Origin of the sequence: Ensifer sp. MJa1 (assembly GCF_037026475.1) — a bacterium.
Lineage (GTDB): Bacteria > Pseudomonadota > Alphaproteobacteria > Rhizobiales > Rhizobiaceae > Ensifer.
The window spans coordinates 364,135-389,458 of sequence record NZ_JAKUMO010000003.1 but is presented as its reverse complement, the minus strand read 5'-3'; the positions used below and the strand labels follow the sequence as shown (position 1 = coordinate 389,458).

24 protein-coding genes are annotated in these 25,324 nt (G+C 63.0%); 13 read left to right on the top strand and 11 right to left on the bottom strand.

The window, feature by feature from the left end; translation table 11 throughout:
• Positions 1–324: 324 nt before the first annotated feature.
• Both MKZ91_RS07005 and MKZ91_RS07000 read right to left on the bottom strand, forming a co-directional pair.
• Positions 325–972, bottom strand: a complete 648-nt coding sequence (locus MKZ91_RS07005) for a ribonuclease HII (protein WP_336169380.1) — start codon at positions 970–972, stop codon at positions 325–327.
• Between the two features lie 248 nt (positions 973–1,220).
• Positions 1,221–2,378, bottom strand: a complete 1,158-nt coding sequence (locus MKZ91_RS07000; RefSeq protein ID WP_336169378.1) for a PA0069 family radical SAM protein — start codon at positions 2,376–2,378, stop codon at positions 1,221–1,223.
• 180 nt (positions 2,379–2,558) lie between these two features.
• On the opposite strand from MKZ91_RS07000, the gene MKZ91_RS06995 reads away from it, so the two are divergent.
• Positions 2,559–3,095: a glycosyl transferase gene (locus tag MKZ91_RS06995; protein WP_336169376.1), complete on the top strand. Its 537-nt coding sequence runs from the start codon at positions 2,559–2,561 to the stop codon at positions 3,093–3,095.
• Between the two features lie 389 nt (positions 3,096–3,484).
• Here the strand turns inward: MKZ91_RS06995 and moaB are convergent, their stop codons facing one another.
• The 4 genes from moaB to MKZ91_RS06975 form a co-directional block, all read right to left on the bottom strand.
• Positions 3,485–4,027 carry a molybdenum cofactor biosynthesis protein B gene (moaB, locus tag MKZ91_RS06990; RefSeq protein WP_336169374.1) on the bottom strand — a complete coding sequence of 181 codons (543 nt, stop codon included), beginning with the start codon at positions 4,025–4,027 and terminating at the stop codon, positions 3,485–3,487.
• A gap of 1 nt (position 4,028) precedes the next feature.
• Complete coding sequence (locus MKZ91_RS06985) at positions 4,029–4,943, bottom strand: 4-(cytidine 5'-diphospho)-2-C-methyl-D-erythritol kinase (protein WP_336169373.1); 915 nt, start codon at positions 4,941–4,943, stop codon at positions 4,029–4,031.
• Between the two features lie 7 nt (positions 4,944–4,950).
• Positions 4,951–6,783 carry a tetratricopeptide repeat protein gene (locus MKZ91_RS06980; RefSeq protein ID WP_336169371.1) on the bottom strand — a complete coding sequence of 611 codons (1,833 nt, stop codon included), beginning with the start codon at positions 6,781–6,783 and terminating at the stop codon, positions 4,951–4,953.
• Between the two features lie 161 nt (positions 6,784–6,944).
• The gene (locus MKZ91_RS06975; protein ID WP_336169369.1) at positions 6,945–7,961 is read right to left on the bottom strand and encodes a polyprenyl synthetase family protein; all 1,017 of its coding nucleotides are present in this window, start codon (positions 7,959–7,961) and stop codon (positions 6,945–6,947) included.
• Positions 7,962–8,068: 107 nt separating this feature from the next.
• Here MKZ91_RS06975 and MKZ91_RS06970 point away from each other — a divergent pair, with 107 nt between their 5' ends.
• From MKZ91_RS06970 to MKZ91_RS06945, 6 genes are all read left to right on the top strand, one after another.
• Complete coding sequence (locus MKZ91_RS06970) at positions 8,069–8,290, top strand: putative signal transducing protein (RefSeq protein WP_336169368.1); 222 nt, start codon at positions 8,069–8,071, stop codon at positions 8,288–8,290.
• Positions 8,287–9,075: a tRNA1(Val) (adenine(37)-N6)-methyltransferase gene (locus MKZ91_RS06965; RefSeq protein WP_336169366.1), complete on the top strand. Its 789-nt coding sequence runs from the start codon at positions 8,287–8,289 to the stop codon at positions 9,073–9,075. Before MKZ91_RS06970 ends, MKZ91_RS06965 begins: the two co-directional genes overlap by 4 nt.
• Positions 9,076–9,164: 89 nt before the next feature.
• A complete protein-coding gene (locus MKZ91_RS06960; protein WP_336169364.1) occupies positions 9,165–10,031 on the top strand; it encodes a S49 family peptidase in 867 nt (288 codons plus the stop codon).
• A gap of 77 nt (positions 10,032–10,108) precedes the next feature.
• Positions 10,109–10,300, top strand: coding sequence for a hypothetical protein (locus tag MKZ91_RS06955; RefSeq protein WP_336169362.1), 192 nt, complete (start codon positions 10,109–10,111; stop codon positions 10,298–10,300).
• A 141-nt stretch (positions 10,301–10,441) separates the two neighbouring features.
• Complete coding sequence (locus MKZ91_RS06950; RefSeq protein WP_336169360.1) at positions 10,442–11,398, top strand: glycine--tRNA ligase subunit alpha; 957 nt, start codon at positions 10,442–10,444, stop codon at positions 11,396–11,398.
• A complete protein-coding gene (locus tag MKZ91_RS06945) occupies positions 11,395–11,946 on the top strand; it encodes an AAA family ATPase (RefSeq protein WP_336169358.1) in 552 nt (183 codons plus the stop codon). The genes MKZ91_RS06950 and MKZ91_RS06945 overlap by 4 nt, the downstream gene beginning before the upstream one ends.
• On the opposite strand, the gene MKZ91_RS06940 is transcribed toward MKZ91_RS06945, so the two are convergent.
• On the bottom strand, positions 11,947–12,144 hold the full coding sequence (locus MKZ91_RS06940) for a hypothetical protein (protein WP_336169356.1): 198 nt from the start codon (positions 12,142–12,144) through the stop codon (positions 11,947–11,949). It lies immediately after the preceding gene.
• A gap of 254 nt (positions 12,145–12,398) precedes the next feature.
• On the opposite strand from MKZ91_RS06940, the gene MKZ91_RS06935 reads away from it, so the two are divergent.
• The 6 genes from MKZ91_RS06935 (at position 12,399) to MKZ91_RS06910 (ending at position 19,634) form a co-directional block, all read left to right on the top strand.
• On the top strand, positions 12,399–12,947 hold the full coding sequence (locus MKZ91_RS06935; protein WP_336169354.1) for a LemA family protein: 549 nt from the start codon (positions 12,399–12,401) through the stop codon (positions 12,945–12,947).
• 87 nt (positions 12,948–13,034) lie between these two features.
• The gene (locus MKZ91_RS06930) at positions 13,035–14,306 is read left to right on the top strand and encodes a 3-phosphoshikimate 1-carboxyvinyltransferase (RefSeq protein WP_336169353.1); all 1,272 of its coding nucleotides are present in this window, start codon (positions 13,035–13,037) and stop codon (positions 14,304–14,306) included.
• Positions 14,307–14,353: 47 nt separating this feature from the next.
• Positions 14,354–16,294, top strand: coding sequence for a DUF2207 domain-containing protein (locus MKZ91_RS06925; protein WP_336169350.1), 1,941 nt, complete (start codon positions 14,354–14,356; stop codon positions 16,292–16,294).
• A gap of 113 nt (positions 16,295–16,407) precedes the next feature.
• Positions 16,408–18,573, top strand: a complete 2,166-nt coding sequence (glyS, locus tag MKZ91_RS06920; protein ID WP_336169348.1) for a glycine--tRNA ligase subunit beta — start codon at positions 16,408–16,410, stop codon at positions 18,571–18,573.
• A 117-nt stretch (positions 18,574–18,690) separates the two neighbouring features.
• Positions 18,691–19,071 (top strand): cupin domain-containing protein, encoded by a 381-nt coding sequence (locus MKZ91_RS06915; protein WP_336169346.1) that lies wholly within the window; start codon positions 18,691–18,693, stop codon positions 19,069–19,071.
• A 62-nt stretch (positions 19,072–19,133) separates the two neighbouring features.
• Positions 19,134–19,634, top strand: coding sequence for a DUF523 domain-containing protein (locus tag MKZ91_RS06910; RefSeq protein WP_336169344.1), 501 nt, complete (start codon positions 19,134–19,136; stop codon positions 19,632–19,634).
• A gap of 117 nt (positions 19,635–19,751) precedes the next feature.
• Here MKZ91_RS06910 and MKZ91_RS06905 read toward each other — a convergent pair whose 3' ends face one another.
• From MKZ91_RS06905 to MKZ91_RS06890, 4 genes are all read right to left on the bottom strand, one after another.
• On the bottom strand, positions 19,752–20,270 hold the full coding sequence (locus MKZ91_RS06905) for a plant virulence effector HPE1-like domain-containing protein (RefSeq protein WP_336169342.1): 519 nt from the start codon (positions 20,268–20,270) through the stop codon (positions 19,752–19,754).
• Positions 20,271–20,384: 114 nt separating this feature from the next.
• The gene (purD, locus tag MKZ91_RS06900; protein ID WP_336169340.1) at positions 20,385–21,656 is read right to left on the bottom strand and encodes a phosphoribosylamine--glycine ligase; all 1,272 of its coding nucleotides are present in this window, start codon (positions 21,654–21,656) and stop codon (positions 20,385–20,387) included.
• Positions 21,657–21,763: 107 nt separating this feature from the next.
• Positions 21,764–24,133, bottom strand: a complete 2,370-nt coding sequence (locus tag MKZ91_RS06895) for a putative bifunctional diguanylate cyclase/phosphodiesterase (RefSeq protein WP_336169339.1) — start codon at positions 24,131–24,133, stop codon at positions 21,764–21,766.
• Positions 24,130–25,170 (bottom strand): ABC transporter substrate-binding protein, encoded by a 1,041-nt coding sequence (locus MKZ91_RS06890; protein WP_336169337.1) that lies wholly within the window; start codon positions 25,168–25,170, stop codon positions 24,130–24,132. The genes MKZ91_RS06895 and MKZ91_RS06890 overlap by 4 nt, the downstream gene beginning before the upstream one ends.
• Between the last annotated feature and the right edge of the window lie 154 nt (positions 25,171–25,324).

Sequence of the window (25,324 nt, the reverse complement as noted above, 5' to 3'; positions counted from 1 at the left end):
ACAGCCCGAACAAAAATGCCTGCCACAAAAACAAAAACCCGCCGAAAATATCGACGGGTTTGTCAGCGGTCTGAGCCCCGCCTCGTGCGGGGCTTTTTGTTTGTGGGGATGTCGCGGGCCCGTCCGTCTCGCTGGGGGCGGGTGGTCCGGTAGCCGTCACGAGCGTGCCGCCGGTCATTGACTGGCGACAAAACACCGGCCGGAACTCTCTTGATGCGGATTGGGTGGGGATCAGTCGGTCGTCCCGGGATGCGCACAGCGAATGGCCTGCGAGCAAGCGGAGGCCACTCCCTTGCCGGCTGCCGGTCCATTCGGTGGCTGCGATCAGTCCTGGCGCAGTGGCCGGAAGCTCATCCGATGCAAGGCACAGGGACCCTGTGCCTCGATGGCGCGGCGGTGGGTGACCGTCGCATAGCCGGCATGAACTGCAAAGCCGTAGCCGGGGTGGGCAAGGTCTGCCCGTGCCATCATGCGGTCGCGCGTGACCTTCGCCACGATCGAGGCTGCGGCGATCGATAGCGAGCGGGCGTCGCCCTTGACCACGGCCTTTGCGTGGCAGGAAAGACCAGGAGGCACATCGCGGCCATCGACGAGTACGAACCGTGCGGCGCTCGGTAGTCCGGCCACTGCTCGGCGCATCGCTTCGAGGCTTGCCTTGCGGATATCGGTGGCATCGATCGTGCCGGCGGAGGCAGACGCGATAGACACGTCCGACGTGGCGAGGATCTCCTCAAACAGCTTCTCGCGCGCCTGCGCGCTCAGCTTCTTGCTGTCGTCGAGGCCCTTAGGGATGGCGTCCGGGTTGAGAATGACGGCGGCGGCGACCACCGGGCCCGCGAGCGGACCGCGCCCGGCTTCGTCGGCACCGGCGACCGGCCAGAACCCGTCGCCTTTCGCCGATAGCTCGAACCTGAAATCGGGGGCTTCGATGATATCGGGAAAAAGGGGAGAATCGGACGATCTGCGAGACATAAGTCTAATTCGCACGATCGACCGATTCTCTTCAAGTCCCCCAGGTCCGAGTGCGGCGGCGGACGGGGGAAGGCCGGCGCCCTATGCGGGGAAGGCGCCGGAACTGCATTGTGACCAGGGGTGGTCTGACCGAATTGCCTGAAGGATCACGGCGGACACCTTTGGTCCGCGTCCTCGCTATTCCGCAGTGTACCGTTACCGGCCACGACCTCCGGAACGGCCGGCCCAGGACGCTCTCGGGTTGGTCTTCAAAGAAGCGATAGTTGCACCCCCATTCCGAGCGGCGGCACGAAAAGGTCGTCGCGCAGCTGACGGCGCGTCGGGTTGAAGCCCAGCCGCTTGACCGCAAGGTCGAAGCGACGGCCGATCTGCCAGGCATAGGGACCGGCGCCCTTCATGCGCTTGCCGAACTCGGCGTCATAATCCTTGCCGCCGCGCATGGAGCGGATGAGCGACATCACATGCCGGTAGCGGTCCGGGTAATTGCGCAGCAACCAGTCGCGAAACAGCGGGCTCACCTCCAGCGGCAGTCGCAGCAAGACATAGCTTGCCTCCGTCGCCCCGGCCGTTCTCGTCGCTTCCAGGACCCGCTCGATCTCGTGGTCGTTGAGCGCCGGAATGATCGGCGACACCAGCACACCGGCAGGAACGCCAGCCTCGGCAAGTGCTCGTATGGCCTCCAGTCGCTTGACTGGCGTCGAGGCGCGCGGCTCCATGGTGCGCGCAAGCGTCCGATCAAGCGTCGTCACCGAAAGGCCGACGCGCACCAGGCCTTTCTCGGCCATCGGCGCCAGGATGTCGATGTCACGGGTAACCATCGCCGATTTGGTGACGATCATGACTGGGTGATTGGCATCCCTCAGCACCTCAAGGATCTGGCGCATGACGCGCCATTCCTTTTCGATCGGCTGATACGGGTCGGTGTTGGTCCCGATTGCGATCGGCCGCACCTTGTAGTCCGGCCGTGACAGTTCGCGCTCCAGCAGCCGCGGCGCATCCGGTTTGGCAAAGAGTTTCGCCTCGAAGTCGAGCCCTGCAGACAGCCCCATGAAGGCGTGCGTCGGCCGGGCGAAACAATAGATGCAGCCATGCTCGCAGCCGCGGTAGGGGTTGATCGAGCGGTCGAACGAGATATCGGGAGAGTCGTTCCGAGTAATCACCGTTCGCGGCTTCTCGACCTGGACCTCGGTCTTGAAGGGCGGCAGGTCCTCCAGGCTTTCCCAGCCATCGTCGAAGGTCTCGCGCGACTGCGGCTCGAAGCGACCGGACATGTTTAGCCCGGCGCCACGCCCGCGACGGCGGTCGATGTCGATCCTGAGTCCCGTGGCGCCCATCAGCGCATCGGCCACATCAGCCGCGTTGGCCGGCGCAAGCGCACCCTGCCTGATCTGAGACAGCTCATTCATTGGACTCTCCCCGGAATCAACGATCTGATCCCGTTTTGTTCTGATTATTTTCCTATCGTGAAAACGAGAACAATTCAAGAACAAAAAAGAAGGATGCGGCGGATGAATGCGCGGACGAGGTGCCGGAAGTCCGGCCGGCAGGGATGTAGCAATTGTTTTCGCAATGCGGTAGGAACGGTCATGTTGACGATCATCATGGAAACACGGGACAATGAAGCCGAACTGGCGCAAACGCTGTCGGTGTTGGTCGCCGGCGCCGTGGAGGGGCTCGTCAGCGACGTGATCATTCTTGATCACGGTTCCAGGGATGGTTCCTCGCATGTGGCGGACGCGGCAGGGTGCCGCTTCTGCGTGGATTGGAACCTCGGCGATATCGTACGTTCGGCGCGCGGCGAATGGTTGATGCTGCTTGAGCCCGGTGCTCGTCCAATCGGCCGCTGGATCGACGAGCTCGCCGAATATGTCTCGCTCAACCGGACGCCAGCGCGTTTTTCCGATTCCAGAATGCACCGCAAGCCGTTGTTCAGCCGCCTCATGCGGCGCAGAAAGCCGCTGGAAGCCGGTTTCCTGGTGACCAAACACGACGCGCTGGCTGCAGCCGAGGGCAACCGGTGCCTCGGGGACATGACGAATGTCCGCACGGTTCGCAAGCTCTCGACGGAACTCGTACCTGCCTGGGTCGCCGTTGGAAACAGGCAGGCGCCGGGGCGCCCCTGACCGCATACTAAAAAGGTGCCAGTCCATAGGACGGCACCCCAAGTCGGCTCTCAAATGACCTTGTTTGGAAAATCGTTTTCCGTGCAGCATTCTGGCTGCACGTCGTATTCCTTGTTCTCTCCGCCTAGGGACATGAGCGGAGAGCTTCCTTGCAGGGAGCGAAGAGAGGAACCAGCGGCGGTTGATCTTCTCCAGGCTGACAACCGACACATAACAGGGGAACGCGCGCCTGGCAGTTTCCTAGGGAACAGCGAAGCGTGATCGGGCAAGAAAGTGCGGCTGCCCGCTGGAGCGCCGTGCGTTCATTTGAACGCACAAAGGACGCTCTAGCACATTGATTCTAGAGCATCTTTCCGCCCGCAAGTGTCTCCACTTGAAGGCAGGATGCTCTAGCCGCGTTTCAGGTGCTCGTCGAGCCGCGGCATGATCTCGACGAAATTGCACGGCATGTGCCGGTAGTCGAGTTGCTGCTTAAGGATCCCGTCCCAGGCATCGCGGCAGGCTCCCGGTGAGCCGGGCAGGACAAAGATGAAGGTGGCATTGGCTACACCACCGGTCGCGCGAGACTGGATGGTCGACGTCCCGATCTTTTCATAGGAGATGCGGTGAAACACTTCGGAAAAGCCGTCCATGCGCTTTTCAAACAGCGGCTCCAGCGCTTCGGGCGTCACGTCCCGCCCGGTGAACCCCGTGCCGCCGGTCGTGATCACCACATCGATTTCCGGATCGAGCGTCCAGGCTTTCACCTGATCGTAGATCTTGTCGCGGTCGTCGGGCACGATCGCCCTCGCTTCGAGGCGATGGCCGGCATCACGGACCCGCGCCTCCAGCGTATCGCCCGATTTGTCATCGGCGAGCGTACGGGTGTCGGAGACCGTAAGGACTGCGATGCCGACAGGGATGAAGGGGCGCTTTTCGTCTTTGCCGGCCATGCTAATCCTCTCTCCCCGCCGTCTTGCAGGCAAGAACGTACCATCCGGGTTGCGCTACCGAAAGGGTCCGGGCGGCAAGCGCGCAACGGTCGGTGCTGTCAAAGATCCCAAAGCAGGTGGCGCCCGAACCAGACATCCGCACGAGCTGCGCGCCAGCATCAGTCAATGCCTGGCAAACGTCGGCGATGACCGGCTGAAGCCTTAGCGCTGGCGGCTGCAGGTCATTGCGCATCGTCGCGATAGCTGCGAGCCATTCAGCGGCCGTCTGCATTCCCTTGTTCAGGACAAGGGACGGATTCGTCTTGTTTTCGAGCGTTCGGAAGACAACGGGCGTCGAGACGCCGACGAGCGGATTGACGAGCACCATCGGCAGTACGGGAAAGTCGTCAAGCCGGGTGATCTGCTCGCCGATCCCCTTCGCCAGAAGAGGGGTGCCATCAAGGCACATGGGCACATCGGCGCCGAGCGCAAGGGCGATGGCCTGAAGGCGGGAGGGGGCAAGCGTTGCGCCCCAGAGTTCCATGAGCCCGTGGAGCGTCGCCGCAGCATCGGCCGAACCACCGCCGATGCCCGAGGCGACCGGCAGGTTCTTCTCGAGGTGCAGATGAACGGGGCCGGCAGCGGCTGGATCGCTCGAGCGCAGTTCCTGACGCAAGAGGTCCCGGGCCTTCAGCACGAGATTGCCGCCCTGGTCGTTCGCAGCGAGCGGCAGTTCGGCGGCAAAGGCACCCGATAGAGTGAAACGATCCTCGTCCGCGGGCGAGAGAGCGATGCGGTCGCCGCGGTCGGCAAAGGTGACGAGGCTTTCAAGAAGATGGTGGCCGTCGGCCCGCTGGCCGACGACGTGAAGCGCCAGATTGATCTTGGCGGGGGCTGCGCGCGTCAGCGCGAAGCCCCCAATGCCGTCATCCAGCATGGAACGATCAGGACTTCTTGTCGGGCGCAGGCGCTTCCGGCGTGACCTTCTTCGGCGCCGTTTCCTTGGCGTCGGCAGAGGCCGGAACCGCTTCCTTCAGCGGCGGCAGGCCGTTTTCGATCTTGGCCTTGATCTTCGGGATCTCGGTCTCTTCGGGCTTCAGTTCCAGCGTCTGCGTCCACTGGAACACAGCTTCCAGCTTGCGACCGACGCGCCAATAGGCATCACCCAGGTGATCGTTGATCGTTGGATCGCCGGCCATCAGTTCCGCGGCCTTTTCCAATTCCACCACCGCTTCGTCGAAGCGGTTCATGCGGAAATAGGCCCAGCCGAGCGAATCGACGATGTAGCCGTCATCCGGCTTCAATTCGACCGCCTTGCGGATCATCTCGAGGCCTTCTTCGAGATTGATGTTCATGTCCACCCAGGAATAGCCGAGATAGTTCAGCACCTGCGGCTGGTCCGGGTTGAGCTCCAGCGCCTTGCGGAAGTTCGGCTCGGCCTTGTCCCAGAGCTTCTGGCGCTCGTAGGCGATGCCGCGCTGGAAGAACACGGTCCAGTCGCTGCGCTTCGGCACGGTACCGATCTGTTCGACGGCGCGGTCGTAAAGCTCGCCCATCTCCTTAAAGTCCTTGGCGTCGGAAAGCACGCTGCCATAGGCGAGATAGTTGCGGATGTTCTTCGGGTCGACGTCGATCAGCGCCTTCAGGTGCTTCTTGGCCTCGTCGACCTTGCCGATGCTGGCAAGGCTCAAGCCCAGCTGCAGTTCGGAGACCCGGCGCATTGGCGAGTCTTCCGGAATGGCCTTGTAAAGCGCGATTGCCTCATCGGGCTTCTTCAGGTTCTCGGCGATGCCGCCGAGCATGACCAGGATATCGGCACTGTCAGGGTCGAGCCGGCGCGCGGTCTGCAGGTAGAGCGAAACAATGTCTTCGGCGCCTTCGCGGTTCAACGCAGCGCCGATCGAGAACAGCACGGCGGCCGCCCCTTGGGTGGCGTTCTTCACCTGTTGTTCCTGCGGAACGCCGTTCTCGATATTGGTCCTCAGCGCCTGCAGCGGCGTGTAGTTGTTGACCATGTTTTCGCCGACGGCGACGGTGTCGAGCGCCTTCTGCTTGTTGCCTTCGCGCGCCTCGAAGCGTGCGAGCGCCTCAACCGCGCGCATGAAGGTGTCCGGCGCAGCGCTGCCGCCTTCGCGGTCCAGAATGGCATCGTTGAGCCTGGTGCGCGCCGTCTGCTTGTCGCCTGCGGCAATCGCAATCGCGCCGGCATGGTAGTTCTTGAACACGCGGAACCAGTCCGGGCCCTCTAGGCCGTTGATCTGAGCCAGCGCTTCTTTCGGCTTCCCCTGACCGAGTTTGGCCCAGGCGGAAAGCAGGCCGTTCATCAGCCGGTCGAGGTCGTTCGGGCCCTGGTAGTTCAGGAGCTTCTGGGCGTTGCGATACTCGCGCTTGCGGATCGACTCGATCGCGCGGATGACCGTGGTGATGCGCTCGACGGCGGGATCGGACTTCAGTTGCTCGGCGATCTTCGCGCCTTCATCGAACTGGCCGGCCATCAGCAGGGTGATCATCAGCCGTTGCTTGACGTCGTTGTTGTCGGGCTCGAACTGCAGCGCGATACGATAGAGTTCAGTGGCCGAGGCAAAGTCGCGATCCGTGTCGGCGGTGCGAGCCGCAAGGAAGGCGCCTGCGAAGGTGTTCACCGACTTGATGTCGAAAGGCTCGGTTTCCTCGACGGCGGCCTTCTCTTCGGCAAACGCCGGATGGCTGCCGCCTACCGCGGCAAGAGCCAGCAGTGCAGCGCCGCTGAGGAGGCGGAGGATCGTCTGTTGCCGCATGTCAAACCTTTCGTGCCGATTGCTCGGCCTTGCGCACCACTGAGGGTTGTTTCGGAGTCAGCCACATATAGCCCAGCACAACTCTTGAGGAACAGAATGGCTTTTTTGGCGCAACGCGGCAAGAAAATCCTGCCGCTTGTTCTGGCTCGGCCGGCGTCCCGTCAGCTGACCCGGTCGATGCAGAAGTCGATGACTTCCGTCAGCGCCGATTTCCACGGCGAAGCCGGCAGCGGCGCCAGTGCGTCACGGGCGATTGTGCCGTAATGCTGGGCGCGCGCGATGGTGTCGCTCAAGCCGCCATAGCGCTTGATCAGCCCGAGTGCCCTGTCGAGATTCTGATCGCTGCTGTCGCCGCCCTCGATCGCCTCGCGCCAGAAGGCGCGGTCTTCCGCCGTGCCGCGGCGATAGGACAGGATCACCGGAAGCGTGATCTTGCCTTCGCGAAAATCGTCGCCGACATTCTTGCCGAGGTCGCTCGACGAGCCACCATAATCGAGCACGTCGTCGACGAGCTGGAAGGCAAGGCCGAGATTCATGCCGTAGGATTTCAGCGCGTTGCGGTCGGACTTGCTGGTCTGGGCAACGATCGGCCCGACTTCGGCGGCGGCGGCAAAGAGGGCTGCCGTCTTGGCGCGGATGACCTGGAGATAGTCGTCCTCGGTCGTTTCCATGTTTTTGGCGACCGAAAGCTGGAGAACCTCGCCCTCGGCGATGACGGAGGCTGCGGTCGAAAGCACGTCGAGCGCGTCGAGCGAACCGACATCGACCATCATGCGGAAAGCCTGGCCGAGCAGGAAGTCGCCGACGAGAACGCTCGCCTGGTTGCCCCAGATCGTGCGCGCCGTGGACTTGCCGCGGCGAAGGTCGCTTTCGTCGACGACGTCGTCGTGCAGCAGCGTTGCCGTGTGCATGAATTCGACGCTGGTGGCGAGCTTGACGTGGGCGTCGCCCTCGTAGCCGAACATCGAGGCCGACGCGAGCGTCAGCATCGGCCGCAGGCGCTTGCCGCCGGAAGAAATCAGGTGGTTGGCGACCTCAGGAATCATCTGAACGTCGGAACCAGCCTTGGACAGGATGAGCTGGTTGACGCGCTCCATGTCCGGTGCCGTCAGGTCGACGAGCGGCTTTACGGACGCCTGTTTGTTTTTGCTGTCTTCCAGCGGTATCACTACGCCCACACCGGGACTCCTGTTTTCATTGTCGCTTTCGACAATAGGAAGGGGGGGCACGTGCGGCAAGAGGCGAATTGTCCCGCTTGCTGAAATAGGACAGGAAAAACCGCCGGATGAAGGAATTGATCCGTACCAACGACGCCGTCGTGCTCTCCTTTGCCGAGAGCCTGATGAAGGATGCCGGCATCGTGAGCCTGATCGCCGATCAGGGAATGAGCATCCTGGAAGGCTCGCTCGGCCTCTTGCCGCGCCGCTTTCTCGTGGCGGACGAAGACGCGGACGCGGCGCGCAGGATCCTGATCGACGCAGGTCTCGAGGCGGAGCTCAGGCAATGACCGCTGGCCCAGTATTGGTTGCTGCGGCCGAGACCGTCGATGCCTTCCATCGCGGCAAGTTTCATGTGCTTCAACCGCTCGGCCAGGGCCACCGTTCCGGCATGGATGCCATGCTGCTCGCTTCGCTCGTTGCCTCGGAGCGTCCTTGCCGCGTTGCGGATCTCGGCGCCGGAGCGGGGGCGGCCGGCATGGCCGTCGCCTCCCGGATCGAAACTGCGCACGTCGTGCTCGTCGAGCGCTCGCCGATCATGGCGGACTATGCCCGTCGCAGCGTTGCGCTTGCCGAGAACGCCCGCTTTGCCTCACGGGTCTCCGTCATCGAGGCCGATGTGTCGCTGGCCGGCAAGGCGCGGGTTGCCGCGGGCCTTGCTGACGACAGTTTTGACCACGTAATCATGAACCCGCCCTTCAACGATGCGTCTGACCGCAAGACCCCTGATCGTCTCAAGGCCGAGGCCCATGCCATGAGCGACGGGCTCTTCGAGGTCTGGGTCAAGACCGCTGGTGCCATCATGAGGCCGGGCGGGCAATTGTCGCTGATCGCTCGGCCGGAATCGATTGCAGATATCATTGCCGCCTGCGGCCGCCGCTTCGGCGGCATCGAGATCACCGCGCTTCACCCGCGGGTCGGCGAAAACGCCGTGCGCATCCTGGTGACGGCAATCAAGCAGAGCCGCAAGCGGCTGGTGCTGCGCGCGCCGCTCGTCATGCACGAGGAGGGACATCGGTTCGCAGATCATGTCGATGATCTCAACAACGGTCGCGCCGCCTACCGCCGCCGCTGATTTACCGTATGCGGCATTGCGTTTGCCGCTTCAGTGCATACATGCAATGACAGTTCATATTGGGGCCGTTGCGGCCGGCAGGAGTTGAAATGAAGGCGTTCTTGAGACGGGTGTTGCCCAGGCGATTTCGCAGAGAAGGCGTAACGATCCCCGTCGTTCGTCTTCACGGTGCGATCATGGCCGGCGGCGGGCAGTTCCGTCCGGCGCTGAACCTGGCATCGGCGGCCCCGCTCCTGGAGAAGGCCTTTGCGGTGAAGGACGCGCCGGCCGTCGCGATCTCGATCAATTCGCCTGGTGGTTCGCCGGTGCAGTCGCGGCTGATCTATCAGCGCATCAGGGACCTCGCCCAGGAAAAGAAAAAGCGCGTGCTCATCTTCGTCGAGGATGTGGCGGCGTCCGGCGGCTACATGATTGCGCTCGCCGGCGACGAGATCATTGCCGATCCGACCTCGATCGTCGGCTCGATCGGCGTCGTGTCCGGCGGCTTTGGTTTTCCGGAACTCTTGAAGAAGGTCGGTGTCGAGCGGCGCGTCTATACCGCCGGCGACAACAAGGTCATGCTCGATCCGTTCCAGCCGGAAAAAGAACGCGACATCGCGTTTTTGAAGAACCTGCAGCTCGATATCCATGATACCTTCATCCAGATGGTCAAGGCGCGCCGCGGGCAGTTGCTTGCCGACGATCCGGACATCTTCTCCGGGCTGTTCTGGACGGGCCGCCGCGGGCTTGAACTCGGGGTCATCGACGGGCTCGGCGACCTGCGCGGCGAGGTGAAGAAGCGCTACGGCGACAAGGCGCAGCTTCTGCTCATCCAGCCGGCCCGCAGCCTCTTCGGCCGCCGGCAGACCGGCACGGCCGTTGCCGGTGCCATCGCCGCGCCGCTCGCGGCGTCGGCAGCGGCAGGGCTTGCCGAGGCGATCGAAGAGAGGGCATTGTGGGCACGGTTTGGCCTTTGAACCGCACTACGGCGCTGCGCAACGCGCAAGAGTCGCTGTAGGACGTTGAAGCGCCGCGAAAGTCCCTTGGAGGAAAAATGCCGCAGCTTATCCTGCTCGTGATTGCAGGTTTCATCTTGTGGATCGGCTATCGCAAGTTCGTCGCCGATGCACAAAAGCTGACGCGTCAGCGCGAGCAGGCGCGGCGCGAGGAGCGGACCGGTGCTCAAGGCACATTGGTCCAGGACCCCGAAACCGGCGAGTACAGGCTAAAGCGCAACGACGAATAGGCTTTAAACCGGCAAGTCATGAACCGCGGCATCCGGCAGGGCTGGCGCGTCGAATTGACGGCCGGGCGCTCTAGCGCTTGACCCCTGTCATCAGGCGTGGCACCTGTCCGGCTCATTTTGCAAGATACTCGGACGCCATCCATGACCACTCTGCCTGATCATATGAACCCGAAGCGCTCGTTTCAGGCCTTGATCCTGACATTGCACAACTACTGGGCCGACAAGGGGTGCGCCGTCCTGCAGCCCTACGACATGGAAGTGGGCGCCGGTACGTTCCATCCGGCAACGACCCTGCGCGCGCTCGGTTCGCGTCCGTGGCGGGCAGCCTATGTGCAGCCTTCGCGTCGCCCGACCGACGGCCGCTACGGCGAAAACCCGAACCGCTTGCAGCACTACTATCAGTATCAGGTGCTCTTGAAGCCGAACCCGTCGAACCTGCAGGAGCTCTATCTCGGCTCGCTCGAAGCGATCGGCCTCGATCCGCTGCTGCACGACATTCGCTTCGTCGAGGACGATTGGGAAAGCCCGACGCTCGGCGCCTGGGGCCTTGGCTGGGAATGCTGGTGCGACGGCATGGAAGTGTCGCAGTTCACCTATTTCCAGCAGGTTTGCGGTATCGAATGCTCGCCGGTTTCCGGTGAACTGACCTACGGTCTGGAGCGCCTCGCCATGTATGTCCAAGGCGTCGACAACGTCTATGACCTGAACTTCAACGGCCGCGAAGGCGACGAGAAGATCAGCTACGGCGACGTCTTCCTGCAGGCAGAGCAGGAATATTCGCGCTACAATTTCGAATACGCCAACACGGCGATGCTGCACCAGCACTTCATCGATGCGGAAGCCGAGTGCCAGGCGCTTCTGGCCGCCGGCGCTCCCGGCGATCACAGCAACAACCATCTGCACAAGTGCGTTTTCCCCGCCTATGACCAGTGCATCAAGGCGAGCCACGTCTTCAACCTGCTCGATGCCCGCGGCGTGATCTCGGTCACCGAGCGCCAGAGCTACATCTTGCGCGTGCGCACGCTGGCAAAGGCTTGTGGCGAAGCCTTCCTCCTGACTGACGCCGGCGGCGCCAACCTCAACCGGGACGCCGCTTGATCGAGCAAGCCCCGAGCCTCGTCGTTCACATCAACGGCTGGCCGGGCTCCGGCAAGCTGACGATCGCGCGCCATCTGGCCGAAAGGCTTGGCGCGCGATTGGCCGACAACCACACGCTGATCAATCCGGCCGAGGCGCTGTTTGCGCGCAGCAATCCGCTCTATCGCTCGTTGCGTGCCGCGATCCGAAAGAGTGTCTTCGAGCATCTGGTGAAGGCGCCGGTCGAGCAGTCTTTCGTCTTCACTGACGCGCTTTCGGATGACGCCACCGACACGCAGGCTTTTGAGGATTGCGCCGCACTCGCGCGCGAGCGTGGTGCCCGCTTCGTGGCGGTGGTTGTCGATTGTGACGTCGAGGAAAACCTGAAGCGGCTGGCACGGGCTGGCCGGTCAAAGCAGCACAAGCTGACCGATCCCGCGGTCCTTCTGGACCTTAGGGCCAAACATCGATTGCTGCGGGGCAATGGCCATGCGGTTGTCGAAGTGGATGTGACGACGCTTGGCGCCGACGAGGCCGCCGAACATATCGTCGGTCGCATCCTTGCCTGATCAAACAACCTTGACGATGGCGGCGGCCTTGGTGGCCTGGTCCAGAGTGGGGTAGGCGCCGGTGTAGATCTGGCCCGCATAGGTCTGTAAGGCGCGGCGAACACCGACCGGCTTTTCCTCTGCGAAGGAAACGTTCGCATAGGCAACGAAAAGCGCCGTGAAGGCGATTGCGTTGATGAGGGTTGCGAACGTTTTCATGACCTTAGCTTCGTCTTTCAGGGGTTGCTCGATGCATTGCAATATGGCTGAAGGTCAGCATTGCTGCCGTTCCCATTGGAACAGGGATTGGACGCCACACGCGAACACTGTGTTCACGAGGGGGCTTTGTGCATCGTCTCCGCTTGGAGCGACAGTTGGGGAGGAGTGCGTTTCTCGGCGTTATTGCGCTAGAAAGGCCTTTGCAGCCTGAAAGCCGGTGCTAATCTCGGCCGGGCAATTTTGGAGGGTACCCTATGATCGGTCTGGCAATCGGCGTTGTCGTGATCCTGTATCTGGTTTTCGTTTATAACGGCCTGGTCAAGGCACGGCAGATTGCCGAGGAGGCCTGGTCGGGCATCGACGTGCAACTGAAGCGCCGCGCCGATCTCATCCCCAACCTGATCGAGACGGTGAAGGGCTATGCCGCGCACGAGAAGTCGACGCTCGAGGAGGTGATTGCCATGCGCAATCGCGCCCAGGCGGTGCCATCAGGCGACGTCGAAGGGCGCGCTCAGGCCGAAGGTGCACTGTCGCAAGCGCTCGGCAAGCTGTTTGCACTCGCCGAAGCCTATCCGGATCTCAAGGCCAACGAGAACTTTGCCGAACTGCAGCGTTCGCTGGAGACGATTGAAGGCGAGATCCAGATGTCGCGCCGCTACTACAACGGCGCTGCCCGCGATCTCAACGTCAAGGTCGAGAGCTTCCCGTCCAACCTCATCGCCAGCGCCTTCCGTTTCGTCAAAGCCGGCTATTTCGAGATCACCAACGAAGCAGATCGAGCCGTGCCGCAGGTCAAGTTCTGACCATTCCGAGCCGCGATCCCGATCGCTCCAAACGTTCCACGCCGCGGGCTCCCGCTGCGGCGCCTTTGCATCAAGAGACCTCATCCGATGACCACCGATAGCATGAAGAAGCTGACCATCCTGCCGACCGACCATCCGCTCACTGGCCATGTCCGCCCGCCGGGCTCGAAGTCGATCACCAACCGCGCTCTGCTGCTCGCCGGCCTTGCAAAAGGCACGAGCCGGCTGACCGGCGCGCTGAAGAGCGACGACACACGCTACATGGCCGAGGCTTTGCGGGCGATGGGCGTCGAGGTTTCCGAGCCGGATGAAACGACCTTCGTCGTCACCAGCAGGGGGAAGCTGTTGCCACCGGCAGAACCACTCTTCCTCGGCAACGCCGGAACCGCCACGCGCTTCCTGACGGCTGCCGCCGCTCTCGTCGATGGCACCGTCATCGTCGACGGCGACCAGCATATGCGCAAGCGGCCGATCATGCCGCTGGTCGAAGCGCTCGGCACCCTCGGCGTCGAAGTCAACTCCGAAACCGGCTGCCCGCCGGTCACCGTCAAGGGCACGGGCGGTTTCCCGGCCGGACGCGTGATCATCGACGCTGGACTTTCCAGCCAGTACGTCTCGGCGCTGCTGATGGCAGCGCCGGGTGCCAAGGGCCCGGTCAGCATCGAGCTTGCCGGCGACGAGATCGGCGCGCGCGGCTACATCGACCTGACGGTCGCCGCCATGCGCGCCTTTGGGGCGGAAGTCGAGCAGGTGAGCCCGTCGGTCTGGCAGGTCGCGCCGACCGGCTATCGTGCCGCCGACTACGTCATCGAGCCGGACGCATCGGCCGCAACCTATCTCTGGGCGGCGGAAGTGCTGACCGGCGGCGCCATCGACCTCGGCGTTCCGGCGACTGCCTTCTCGCAGCCGGATGCGCGTGCCCATGCGGTGATCGCAAGCTTCCCCAATCTGCCCGCCATCATCGACGGCTCGCAGATGCAGGACGCGATCCCGACGATCGCGGTGCTCGCCGCCTTCAACAACACGCCGGTGCGTTTTGTCGGTCTTGCAAACTTGCGCGTGAAGGAATGTGACCGCGTGCGTGCGTTGTCGCTCGGCCTCACCGCCATCCGGCCGGGCCTTGCCCATGAGGAAGGGGACGATCTGATTGTCTCGTCCGATCCGGGCCTCGCCGGCCAGACCTTGCCCGCCTCGATCGACACTTTCGCCGATCACCGCATCGCCATGAGCTTCGCGCTTGCCGGCCTCAAGATCCACGGCATCACCATCGAGGATCCCGGCTGCGTCGCAAAGACCTATCCGGCCTATTGGGACGCACTTGCATCCCTCGGCGTCGAATTCACCGGCGACCGGCCCTGACACTGGAACCTGACCTTGACCCTCAACCGCAAGAGAGCTTGATCCGCATGGCCCGTCTCGCTGCCGCATTTGCCGTTCTGGTTCTTTTGCTGGCGACGGCGGGCATCGCGCGGGCGGAGGAAGTCTTCTCCGCCTATCGTTCCGTCATCGACCTTGCCAAGGACGGCACGATGACGGTGACCGAGACGATCACCGCGACGGTCGAAGGCAACAAGATCCGCCGCGGCATCTATCGCGATCTGCCTCTGACCTTCACCGATGCGAAGGGCAAGCGCAGCAAGGTGGACTTCAAGTTGCTTTCGGTCGAGCGCGACGGTGAGGAAGAGCCTTACCGGACAGAATCGATCAGTGGCGGCATCCGGATCTACACCGGGTCAGCCGAGGTCTTTCTCGAGCCGGGTGAACATACCTTCCAGTTCACCTATGAAACCGGCCGGCAGGTCCGTTTCTTTGACGATCACGACGAGCTCTATTGGAACGTCACCGGCACCGAATGGGACTTTCCGATCGATGAGGCGAGCGCGACAGTAACCTTGCCTGGGGGAGTAAGGGCCGAAGCACTCGATTTCTTTACCGGCGGTTATGGCGCGACCGGCAAGGACGCGCGCGCTTCGCGCGATGGCCAGGAGATCTTCTTTGCCACCACCCGCCGTCTCGATCCGCGTGAAGGTCTGACAATCGCCATCAAGATGCCGAAGGGCAGCATCGACCAACCGTCCTCCAGCCAGGAAAACGCCTGGTGGCTGCGTGACCACCTGGCGCTCGTCATCGCCGGTGCCGGACTTGCGGTCGTGCTGCTCTACTATAGCCAGGCCTGGCTGAGGGTCGGGCGCGACCCGGACCGAGGCGTCATGGTGCCGCGCTGGGATCCGCCGGACGGTGTTTCACCGGCGCTGGTCAACTACATCGATAATAAGGGCTTCTCTGGAGAGGGCTGGACGGCACTGTCGGCGGCAGCGCTCAACCTCGCGGTCAAGGGGCATGTGGTGCTCGAAGACCTGAAGAATGCCATCGTCATTGCTGCGACCGGCAGGAGGAGCGACGAAAAGCTGCCGACCGGCGAGGCGGCGGTCATGAAGGCGGTCAATGCCGCCGGCGGCAAGCTCACCATCGACCGCGCCCATGGCACGCGGGTGCAGGCGACCGGCGCCGATTTCCGCGATGCCATGGAGCGCGAGCATCGGGGCAAGTACTACCACGCCAACAGCGGCTACATCGTCGCCGGCGTTGTTCTGTCGGTTTTGGCCGTTGCCGCAGTCTTCCTTTTCGGCGATCTCAGTGAGGACAGCCTGCCGCTGGTGATCGTTCCCGTCTTCATCGCCTTCTTCGTGTCTATCCTCGCAGTCTCGTTCGGCAAGTCGCTTCGTCGCGAAAGGAGCCTGATGAGCCGGATCATGTCGATTGTGGTCGTCGCCTTCATCGGCTTTGTCGCCTTCACCATCTTCTCGGCGATCCTTGCCGCGGTCTTCTACTCGGCAGCCGAAACGGACGAACTGCCCTTGCTGTTCGTGATCGGTGCGATCGTGCTGATCAACGTCTTGTTCTTCTTCCTGATGGGCGCGCCAACGCCGCTCGGCACGAGGATGATGGACGGCATTGACGGCCTCAGGCAATACATGACGCTCGCCGAACAGGACCGCATGAACATGCAGGGGGCGCCGGAAATGTCGCCTCGGCATTTCGAAACGTTGCTGCCCTATGCCGTAGCGCTCGGCGTTGAGAAACCCTGGACCGCCGCGTTCGATCGCTGGCTGCTCGCAGCCGCGGCAGGAGCGGCCGCGGCTGCTGCCTATCAGCCGAGCTGGTACCATGGCGACGGCTTCGGTTCGACCAGCTTCGGCGATCGCATCGGCGGCTTTGCCGGGTCGATGGCCGATACCATGACCTCGTCGTTGCCACCTCCGCCCAAGTCATCATCGTCAGGCTTTTCCACCGGAGGCGGCTTCTCCGGCGGCGGCGGCGGCGGTGGCGGCGGCGGCGGATGGTGACGTCGGCTCGATATCCGCACATCCTCGTCCAAATTCGTCGGCAGGCTGGGTGACATTTTTGCCGGAGCTTGCTAAGTCCGCGACAACCGTCAGGAACAGAAAAAGTCACTCCCATGCCCGATCTTCTTATCGAACTCCGCTCCGAGGAAATTCCTGCCCGCCTGCAGCGCAAGGCGGCCGGCGACCTCAAGAAGCTGCTGACCGATGCACTGGTCGAGGCGGGTCTGACCTATGAGGGTGCGCGCGAGTACTGGACGCCGCGCCGTCTGACGCTCGACATCCGCGGTCTCAACGCCCGTTCGGCCGATATCCGCGAAGAGCGCAAGGGACCGCGCACTGACGCCAACGAAAAGGCGATCGAAGGCTTCCTGCGCGGCGCCGGCCTTTCCTCGGTCAGCGAGGCGCATGTCCACAGCGACCCGAAGAAGGGTGACTTCTACGTTGCCCATATCGTCAAGCCGGGCCGCCCGGCCGAAGAGATCGTCGCCGAGACGATGCCCGGCGTCATCCGCAATTTCCCCTGGCCGAAGCCGATGCGCTCTGGTGCCGCATCCGCCAGGCCCGGTGCGCTGCGCTGGGTCCGCCCGTTGCAGTCGATTGTCTGCACCTTCGGCTCGGAAACGGAAGAGACCAAGGTGATCCCGTTCGAAGTCGACGGCATCGTCGCCTCGAATGTCACCTATGGCCACCGCTTCCACGCGCCGGAAGCGATCACGGTTCGTCGCTTCGCCGATTACGCCGAGAAGCTCGAAAAAGCGAAGGTTGTTCTCGACGGCGAACGCCGCAAGCAGATGATCGTCGCCGACGCGCGCAACATCGCCTTTGCCAACGGCCTTGAACTGGTCGAGGACGAAGGCCTGCTCGAAGAGGTTTCCGGCCTCGTCGAATGGCCGCAGGTGCTGATGGGCAGCTTCGAGGATGCTTACCTCGAAATCCCCTCGGAAATCATCCGCCTGACGATCAAGACCAACCAGAAGTGCTTCGTTACCCGCGTGCCCGGTGCTGACACGCTCTCCAACAAGTTCATCCTCGTATCGAACATCGAGGCGAAGGACGGCGGCAAGGAGATCGTTCACGGCAACGGCAAGGTCGTGCGCGCACGCCTTTCGGATGCGGCCCATTTCTGGCACCGCGACCAGGGCAACCTGCCGGACCTCGAAACGCTCGAAGCCTCTGCGAAGAAGTTCGATCTCGATCTGAAAAAGCCGCTCGACCAGCGCATGGCCAAGCTCGACGCGCTGAATGTCACCTTCCATGCCAAGCTCGGCACGCAGGGCGAACGCGTCGAGCGCATCCGGGCGATTGCCGCCGAACTTGCCAGGGTGACGGGAGCGGACGCCAAGCTCGTAGACCGTGCCGTTGTGCTTGCCAAGGCGGACCTGCGCACCGAAGCCGTCGGCGAGTTCCCCGAGCTTCAGGGCATCATGGGTCACAAATACGCCCTGCTTCAGGGCGAGCAGCCTTCGGTCGCCGATGCGATCGAGGACCACTACAAGCCGCAGGGCCCATCCGATCGTGTGCCGACCGATGCCGTGGCCGTTACTGTTGCGCTCGCCGACAAACTCGACACGCTCGTCGGCTTCTGGGCGATCGACGAGAAGCCGACCGGCTCGAAGGATCCCTATGCCCTGCGTCGCGCCGCACTCGGCGTCGTCAGGCTGATCCTCGAGGGCAAAGCGCGTCTGGCGCTTCTGCCTGCCTTCGAAGCGGCGCTCATCGCCCTTCGCGCGCAGAAGCCGGAGCTTTCGTCCGACGTGTCGGCCGATCTGCTTTCCTTCTTCCATGACCGTCTCAAGGTCTATCTGCGCGATCTTGGCGCCCGCCATGACTTGATCGATGCGGTGGTCACGCCGGATGCGGACGACCTCCTGATGGTCGCCCGTCGCGTCGAGGCGCTGACCGCCTTCATCACCGACGAGGAAGGCCGCAACCTGCTTGCCGGCACCAAGCGCGCGACGCAGATTTTGGCTGCCGAGGAAAGGAAGGGCACGACCGTTGCCGATGCCGTCAATTCCGGCCTCTTCCGTCTCGATGCCGAAAAGGCGCTGCACCAGGCCGTCGTGACCGGCTCCGGCGAGGCGCGCGAAGCGATCGCCAAGGAGGACTTCCGCTCCGCCATGCAGGCGCTCGCAAAGCTGCGCGAGCCGGTTGACCAGTTCTTCAACGATGTTCTCGTCAACGACGACGATGCGGGGATCCGTGCCAACCGCCTGGCGCTGCTGGGGCTCATCCGCTCGGCCACGGGCACGGTTGCCGATTTCTCCAAGATCGCCGGATAATTGGAAGACCTGGCCGCGGCTTGCCGGCGGTCAAGCACCAGCCTTTGCACAAACGTTCAAGCAGGGCGCAGTCTGTCCCCCTATAAGCTGTCTCCACAAGCTCGATGGAGACAGCCAATGGACACTACGACCGCCCCCCGCAAAGCCGTCAACTTCGCCGAAAAACTCGCGCTCTTCACCGATCAGTGGCAGCCGCGCGTCATCGCCGAACTCAACGACTACCAGTTCAAGATCGTGCGCATCGAGGGTGACTTCATCTGGCACGATCACCAGGACACCGACGAGGCCTTTATCGTGCTCGAGGGCACCCTGCGCATCGACTTCCGCGATGGGTCTGTGACGCTCGGCCCCGGCGAGATGTACGTCGTGCCGAAAGGCGTCGAGCACAAGCCCTATGCGGAGCGCGAGGTGAAGATGCTGCTGATCGAGCCGCGCGGCACGATCAACACCGGCCATGAAGGCGGCGAGCGCACGGCGGACAACGACCGCTGGATCTAGGTGCAGCGGCGGCATGCATGATCGCGCTTGCTGACGGGGCTGCCTCGGAGTAGGAGGGACGCATGCCCGCAAAAATCCTCGTCAGTGCCTGTCTCATGGGCCATGCCGTCCGCTATGACGGCCAGTCGAAGCCGCTCCTGCACCCGGCGATCGATCGCTGGCGGGCCGAGGGCCGCCTTGTGACGATCTGTCCGGAGATGTCGGCCGGCATGCCAGTGCCACGCCCGCCAGCCGAGATTGCTGCCGGCGCCGTCGGCAGCGATGTGCTTGCAGGCCGGGCCAAGGTGCTCGAAATCAACGGCCGCGACGTGACGGAAGGTTTCGTCCGCGCGGCTGAGAACGCCCTGTCTCTGGCGCAGGAAGCCGACTGTCGCTTCGCATTGTTGATCGACGGCAGCCCGTCCTGCGGGTCCGGTTTTGTCTATGACGGCAGCTTTTCAGGCGCGCGTCATTCGGGCGAAGGTGTCACGGCCGCGCTGCTCGCCGGCAACGGCATCGAGGTCTATTCGGACAGGGAAATCGAGCAACTCGTCGCGCGCGTCGAAGCACTGGACCAGTCATAACAAAAGATTGCGCCCCTGCTTCTCTCAGGGGCGCAATCTCTCGCTGTGCAGCGAAACGCCCGTCAGCCTGGATGCAGGGGACGGCTGAGCGGGGCAGGGAACTTTCCCGATAGAGGGCTAGTTTAGCCGAAGTTCGAGGGCGGACGGATCAAAATGCTGTGAGCCGTCCTCAACCACGGGCGCAGGAGCCATCGACGCGCTGACGGGTGTCACGGCCGCGGTTCTCGCGGTTTGGTCGATCGTCAGCATCTTCTCCTCAGGCATGTCAGGATTCTCGACGTCCGCATCGTTCGACACCGTGATTGTTGCGGTGTCGTCGCCCTTGCTCGCGGCTTGCATGATGCCCTGCGACGGCTTGCTGACGAAGACGACCGGCGAGCCACCGAGCCAGGCTTCCGTGCGTACGACTTTCATCTCGCCGTTGATCTTCTTGAGCTCAATGGTTTCGGTGCCGTGGTCGATCGTAGGGACGACGTAGGTCACCTTCTTTTTCGACTGCAGCGGCGGGCACTGGGGGCAGGAAACTGTAGCGACGCTGGCATTGTCGGTGCTGCCGGACACGACCGCCTCGACTGACTGCGCCGCCGCAGTGCCCGCAGCAAGCCCAAGGACGGTGGTGATCAGCGACAGGCGCATCGGTTTCTCCCGCGTTGTTGGCGGCGAGAATATGCGCTCTCCCTTACTTTCCCGTCAGGAGAATTGGTAAAAATAGAATGATCCGGCGACGGAATCGCTTAAGGAAGGGAGGTGTCAGGCCTGCTCGCGGGCGACCGCGCGCCAGCCGATATCATGCCGGTAGAAGCCGTTGTCCCAGGATACAGCCGAAACGGCCGCATAGGCCTTGTCCTTGGCCGCGCTGGCGCTGCTCCCGGTCGCGGTGACATTGAGCACGCGGCCGCCGGTCGCAACCAGTTCGCCGTCCTTCATGGCTGTGCCGGCATGAAACACCTTGGTGGTGTCGGATGCCGCGGGAAGGGTGCCGATCGGCGTGTTCTTGGCATAGCTTCCCGGGTAACCCTTCGAGGCCATCACCACTGTCAACGCCGTCTCGTCACGCCATTCGGCGCTCATACCGGAGAGCGTGCCGGTTGCCGCAGCATAGAGCAGCGGCAGGATGTCGCTCTTCATCCGCATCATCAGCACCTGGCACTCCGGGTCGCCGAAGCGGACATTGTATTCGATGAGTTCCGGTCCCTTGGCGGTGATCATCAGGCCGGCAAAGAAGACGCCTGAGAAGGGATGGCCGCTTTCCGCCATGCCGCGCATCGTCGGCTCGATGATCTCCTTCATCGTGCGTTCGATCATCTCCGCCGTCATGACCGGGGCGGGCGAATAGGCGCCCATGCCACCGGTGTTCGGTCCGGTATCACCGTCGCCGACGCGCTTGTGATCCTGGGCGGAGGCGAGCGCCAGCGCCGTCGTGCCGTCGCAGAGGCAGAAGAAACTTGCCTCTTCACCATCGAGATAGGCTTCCACGACGACTTCGGCACCAGCAGCACCGAAGGCGCCGGCAAAGCAGTCGTCGACGGCGGCAAGCGCCTCGTCGAGCGTCATCGCAACGGTGACACCCTTGCCGGCGGCAAGCCCATCGGCCTTGATGACGATCGGCGCACCCTGGTCGCGCACATAGGCCTTGGCGCTTTCCGCATCGCTGAAGCGGCCATAGGCGCCAGTCGGAATGTCGTAGCGGGCGCAGAGGTCCTTGGTGAAGCCCTTGGAGCCTTCAAGCTGGGCCGCTGCAGCCGACGGGCCGAAGACGGGGATACCAGCGGCGCGCAACACGTCGGCAAGGCCTGCGACCAGCGGCCCCTCGGGGCCGACGACGACAAAATCGATCGCCTGGTCGCGGCAGAAGGCGGCGACGGCGGCGTGATCTTCCGTATCGAGGGCAACGATGGTGGCCTCTTCGGCGATGCCCGGGTTGCCCGGTGCGGCGTAGAGCGCCGTCAGCTTGGGCGACTGCGCGATCTTCCATGCAAGAGCGTGCTCGCGCCCACCCGATCCGATCAGAAGAACCTTCATTGCAGCCCCCGATATCCCGAAATTGCTGCGCTGCGGTTAGGACGGCAGGGCGGCGAGGTCAAGGGGAAAGGCGGTTCGCGGCGGCGAATCCCGCTGATCGGCGCCGTTCAGGCGGTCGCCTGGCGGTTTTGCACATCCTCGCGCCCGTCGTCGGCGGCGTAGCGGATGGTGCGCGTCAACGCCCAGATCCCGAGATCCTCGATCGGCAACGGTTTGCTGATGAGATAGCCCTGGAAGATGTCGCAACCGGCCGCCGTCAGCATCGAGAGCTTTTCCGGCGTGTCGATCCCTTCGCCGACGACGGCGACATCCTTGGCGTGGCAGAGGCCGATCAACGCCTTGAGCACGGGCAAGGATTGCGACGCGGTCAGGTTCGAGACCAGGGCCCGGTCGAGCTTGATGGTGTCGGCCGTGTATTCGATGATCTGCTGCACCGAGGTGTAGCCGGCGCCGAAATCGTCGATCGACAGACGAAAACCCTTCTGGCGCAGCGCATCGATGTTGCGGCGAAGCTGGTCGCTGAACTTGACGGCAAAGGTCTCGGTGAGCTCGATCTCGATCGACCGGGCTTCCAGCCCATGCCGCTCAAGGCACTCGGAAAAATGATCGGCGATCGCCTTGGAATGCAGTTCGGCCGACGAGATGTTGATGGCCAGCACCGTTTCCGGGCCGAACAGGGCCTTGAGCTGGGCGCAGTCCGACATGGCCTTGTTGATCACCCACCAGTCGATCTTGGTGAAGAGGCCGGAGCTCTCGGCGATCGGGACGAACTCGTCCGGGGTGACGTTGCCAAGAACCGGCGAGTACCAGCGCAGCAGCGCTTCGCAGCCGGTGACGCGGCCCTCCGCATTGACCATCGGCATATAGACGAGATGGAACTGTTCGTCCGGATCGAGCGATCGCAGTTCGTCCTGGATCTGCCGCAGCCGCGTGCGCTTGTCGTGCAGCGCGCGCGAGAAGCGGGCGGAGCGGTTCTTGCCGCTGGTCTTGGCCTGGTACATCGCCGCATCGGCGTTCGAAATCAGTTCGGCAAGGTTGGTTGCGTCGTCAGGGCAGATCGCTGCCCCGATGCTCGCCGTGACAGGATAACGCTTGTCGGAGACCTCGAAACCATCCTCGAACAGTGCCAGGATGGCGCCGGAGATTTCCCGGACCGTCCCGTCGCCGGGGCGCGAGCGCACCAGCACGGCGAACTCGTCGCCTGAGAGACGGGCGAGAATGGCCGGCTTCTGGCCGCGCCGTTCGGTGATCGCATCCACAAGTTCGCCGATGCGCACGGCCAGGGTCTTCAAGAGTTCGTCGCCGATCTCATGGCCGTGCTTGTCGTTGACGAATTTGAAGTTGTCGATGTCGATGAACATCAGGCTGCATTTCTCACCTGCGGCAATGGCTTCGCGCACGGCACCGGCGGCAAGCGCATTGAAATGGCCGCGATTGCTGATACCGGTCAGCGTATCGGTCCAGGAACTGCGCTGCACCAGCTTGAGCGATTGCACCGACTGCCGGTGCAGTTCGCGGATATTTTCCGTCAGCCGCCCGATCTCGCCTTTTTCCTCCATGTCGCGGATCTCGTCACGCGCGCCCACCATCACCGCCATCACATTGGCATCGAGGGTGGCGATCGGATCGGTGATGAAGCGGCGGATCAGCAGGATGATCAGCCAGATGGAGAACAGGCTCATGGCGACGGCGCCGAGCGCCAGCAGGATCTTCTGCCGCGCCATCAGGGCGTCGAAATGTTCGCTCGGGACGGTCAGCGTCGCGTAAAGTGAGGGGCCGAGGTGCACGCTTGCCGAAAGGTCGTCGGTAATCGCCAGCGGCCACGGCTGGAGCACGATGTCGGAGCCGTATTCCTTCTTCAGCGCCTGCTGCATGTCGAGGAAACGGTCCGGCTGGATCGCGACTTGCACAAGCAGAGCGCTTGTCTTCTTGCTCGGCAGGGGGCGGGCGAAAGCGACTGGATCGAGGAAGAAGGAATAGACGATGCGGGGCCTTTGCCCGGCGTCGTAGATGTAGGTCCAGTCTGCCAGCTTGTCTTCACGGATCAGCCGGCGCGCGAGATTGAGCTGGGCATCGTCGATCTGGGCAAAAGGATCCCAGCTGTTCTCGAAATAGTATTCCGACTTCAGGTCTGACGTCAGCAGTGCCAGTGAGACGTAGCCGGTTGGATCATCCAGAAGCGATTTGACGCTCTCCTGCAACCGGACGCCGAGCGCGTTGGCGCGGTAGCTTTCATCGGTTTCAGACACATATTGGCGTAGCGAATTGCCGTTCAGAAGCGCGTTGAGAAAGCCCTTGCTGCGGCCGATCTCGTTCTGGAAGACGGCGGCCGCATGTTCGAGGCGTTGCGACAGCTTGGCGTGTTCGAGCGCGCGGATCGAGCGGCTCTGGGTGACGTGGACCGAGACCGCTGCCAGCAGATAGCCGGCAAGCACCACGGGAAAGATCAGGATGAGCGCGCGTTTGCCGAGGTTCACTGGAAATTCGCCAATGTGCTGATGATGCGCCGGCGTAGTTGTACCGACTCTGTGGACAGTTCCTGCTGATACTGGCTTTTGGCCAGGATGTCGGGTGAGGGGTAGATGGCCGGGTCGGCGCGCATGGTTTCAGGAAGAAGTGCAAACGCCGCCTTGCTGGCCGTCGGCATATTGAGCGCCTGCGCGTTTGCCGCAGCACTTCCCGGCGAGCCGAGATAGTCGAGTAGCGCCAGCGCCCTGTCCTTGTTTGGTGATTTGGCGACGACCGACATGCAGTCGAGCCAGGAGAGCGTACCTTCCTTGGGAACGGCGTAGTGCCAGAGGCCGGGGGTGCCGGCTTTTTCGTTCAGCACGTGCTGGTCGCCGCTATAGCCAAGCGCGATATAGATATCCTTGCTGACCGCTGGATTCTGGATCGAACTGATGACGTATTCGTAGGTCAGCACCGAAGGCGCCTGTTCCTTCATCATCGCGAAGGCGGCTTTCAGCGTCGTGCTGTCATTGGTGTTGATCGATTGGCCAAGCAGCATCAAAGGCGCGACGAAGGCCTCGTTGTGGTCGTCGTACATGGCGACGTGCTTGGCAAGCGCCGGAGCCGGGCGCATGAGGTCCTGCCAGGACGTCGGCACGGCCGTCACGACATCCGAGCGATAGAGGATGCCCATCGTGCCCCAGAGATAGGGCAGGCCGTGTCCCGAACAGCGCTTGCGCCAGCTTTCGTCATAATCCCGGAGCGAGGCGACATTGGTCTCGTCGAGCTTCTCGAGCACGCCCTTGCGACCGAAGAGAGCAGCGCTGTTTTCGCCTGTGACCACCAGGTCGACACGGTTGTTCGGATCGGCCAGCACCTCGTCTCGCGTGTCGCCGCTGTCGTAATAGACCTGGTGCACCGCGACGCCTGTAATCTGCGTCCAGCGGTCCAGGATCTTCTGGTCGATGTAGGATTCCCAGATGAGGAGATTGAGCGTCTCGGCCGGTGCCGCCGTTGCAAATAGCAACGTCGCCAGAAAGGCCGGAATCGCCGTTCGCCCCTGCATTGTATACCCCTGCCCAAGCCCGTCCGACGACCGTAGCGCGCAAAAATTGATGAATGATTACGTAGGGCTGCGACGAATAGCCGGGTGTCGAATGTCGGTTGCCGCACAAACGGAACCGGGCGCCGCGTGGCGGCGCCCGGTTAAGGAGGCAGGT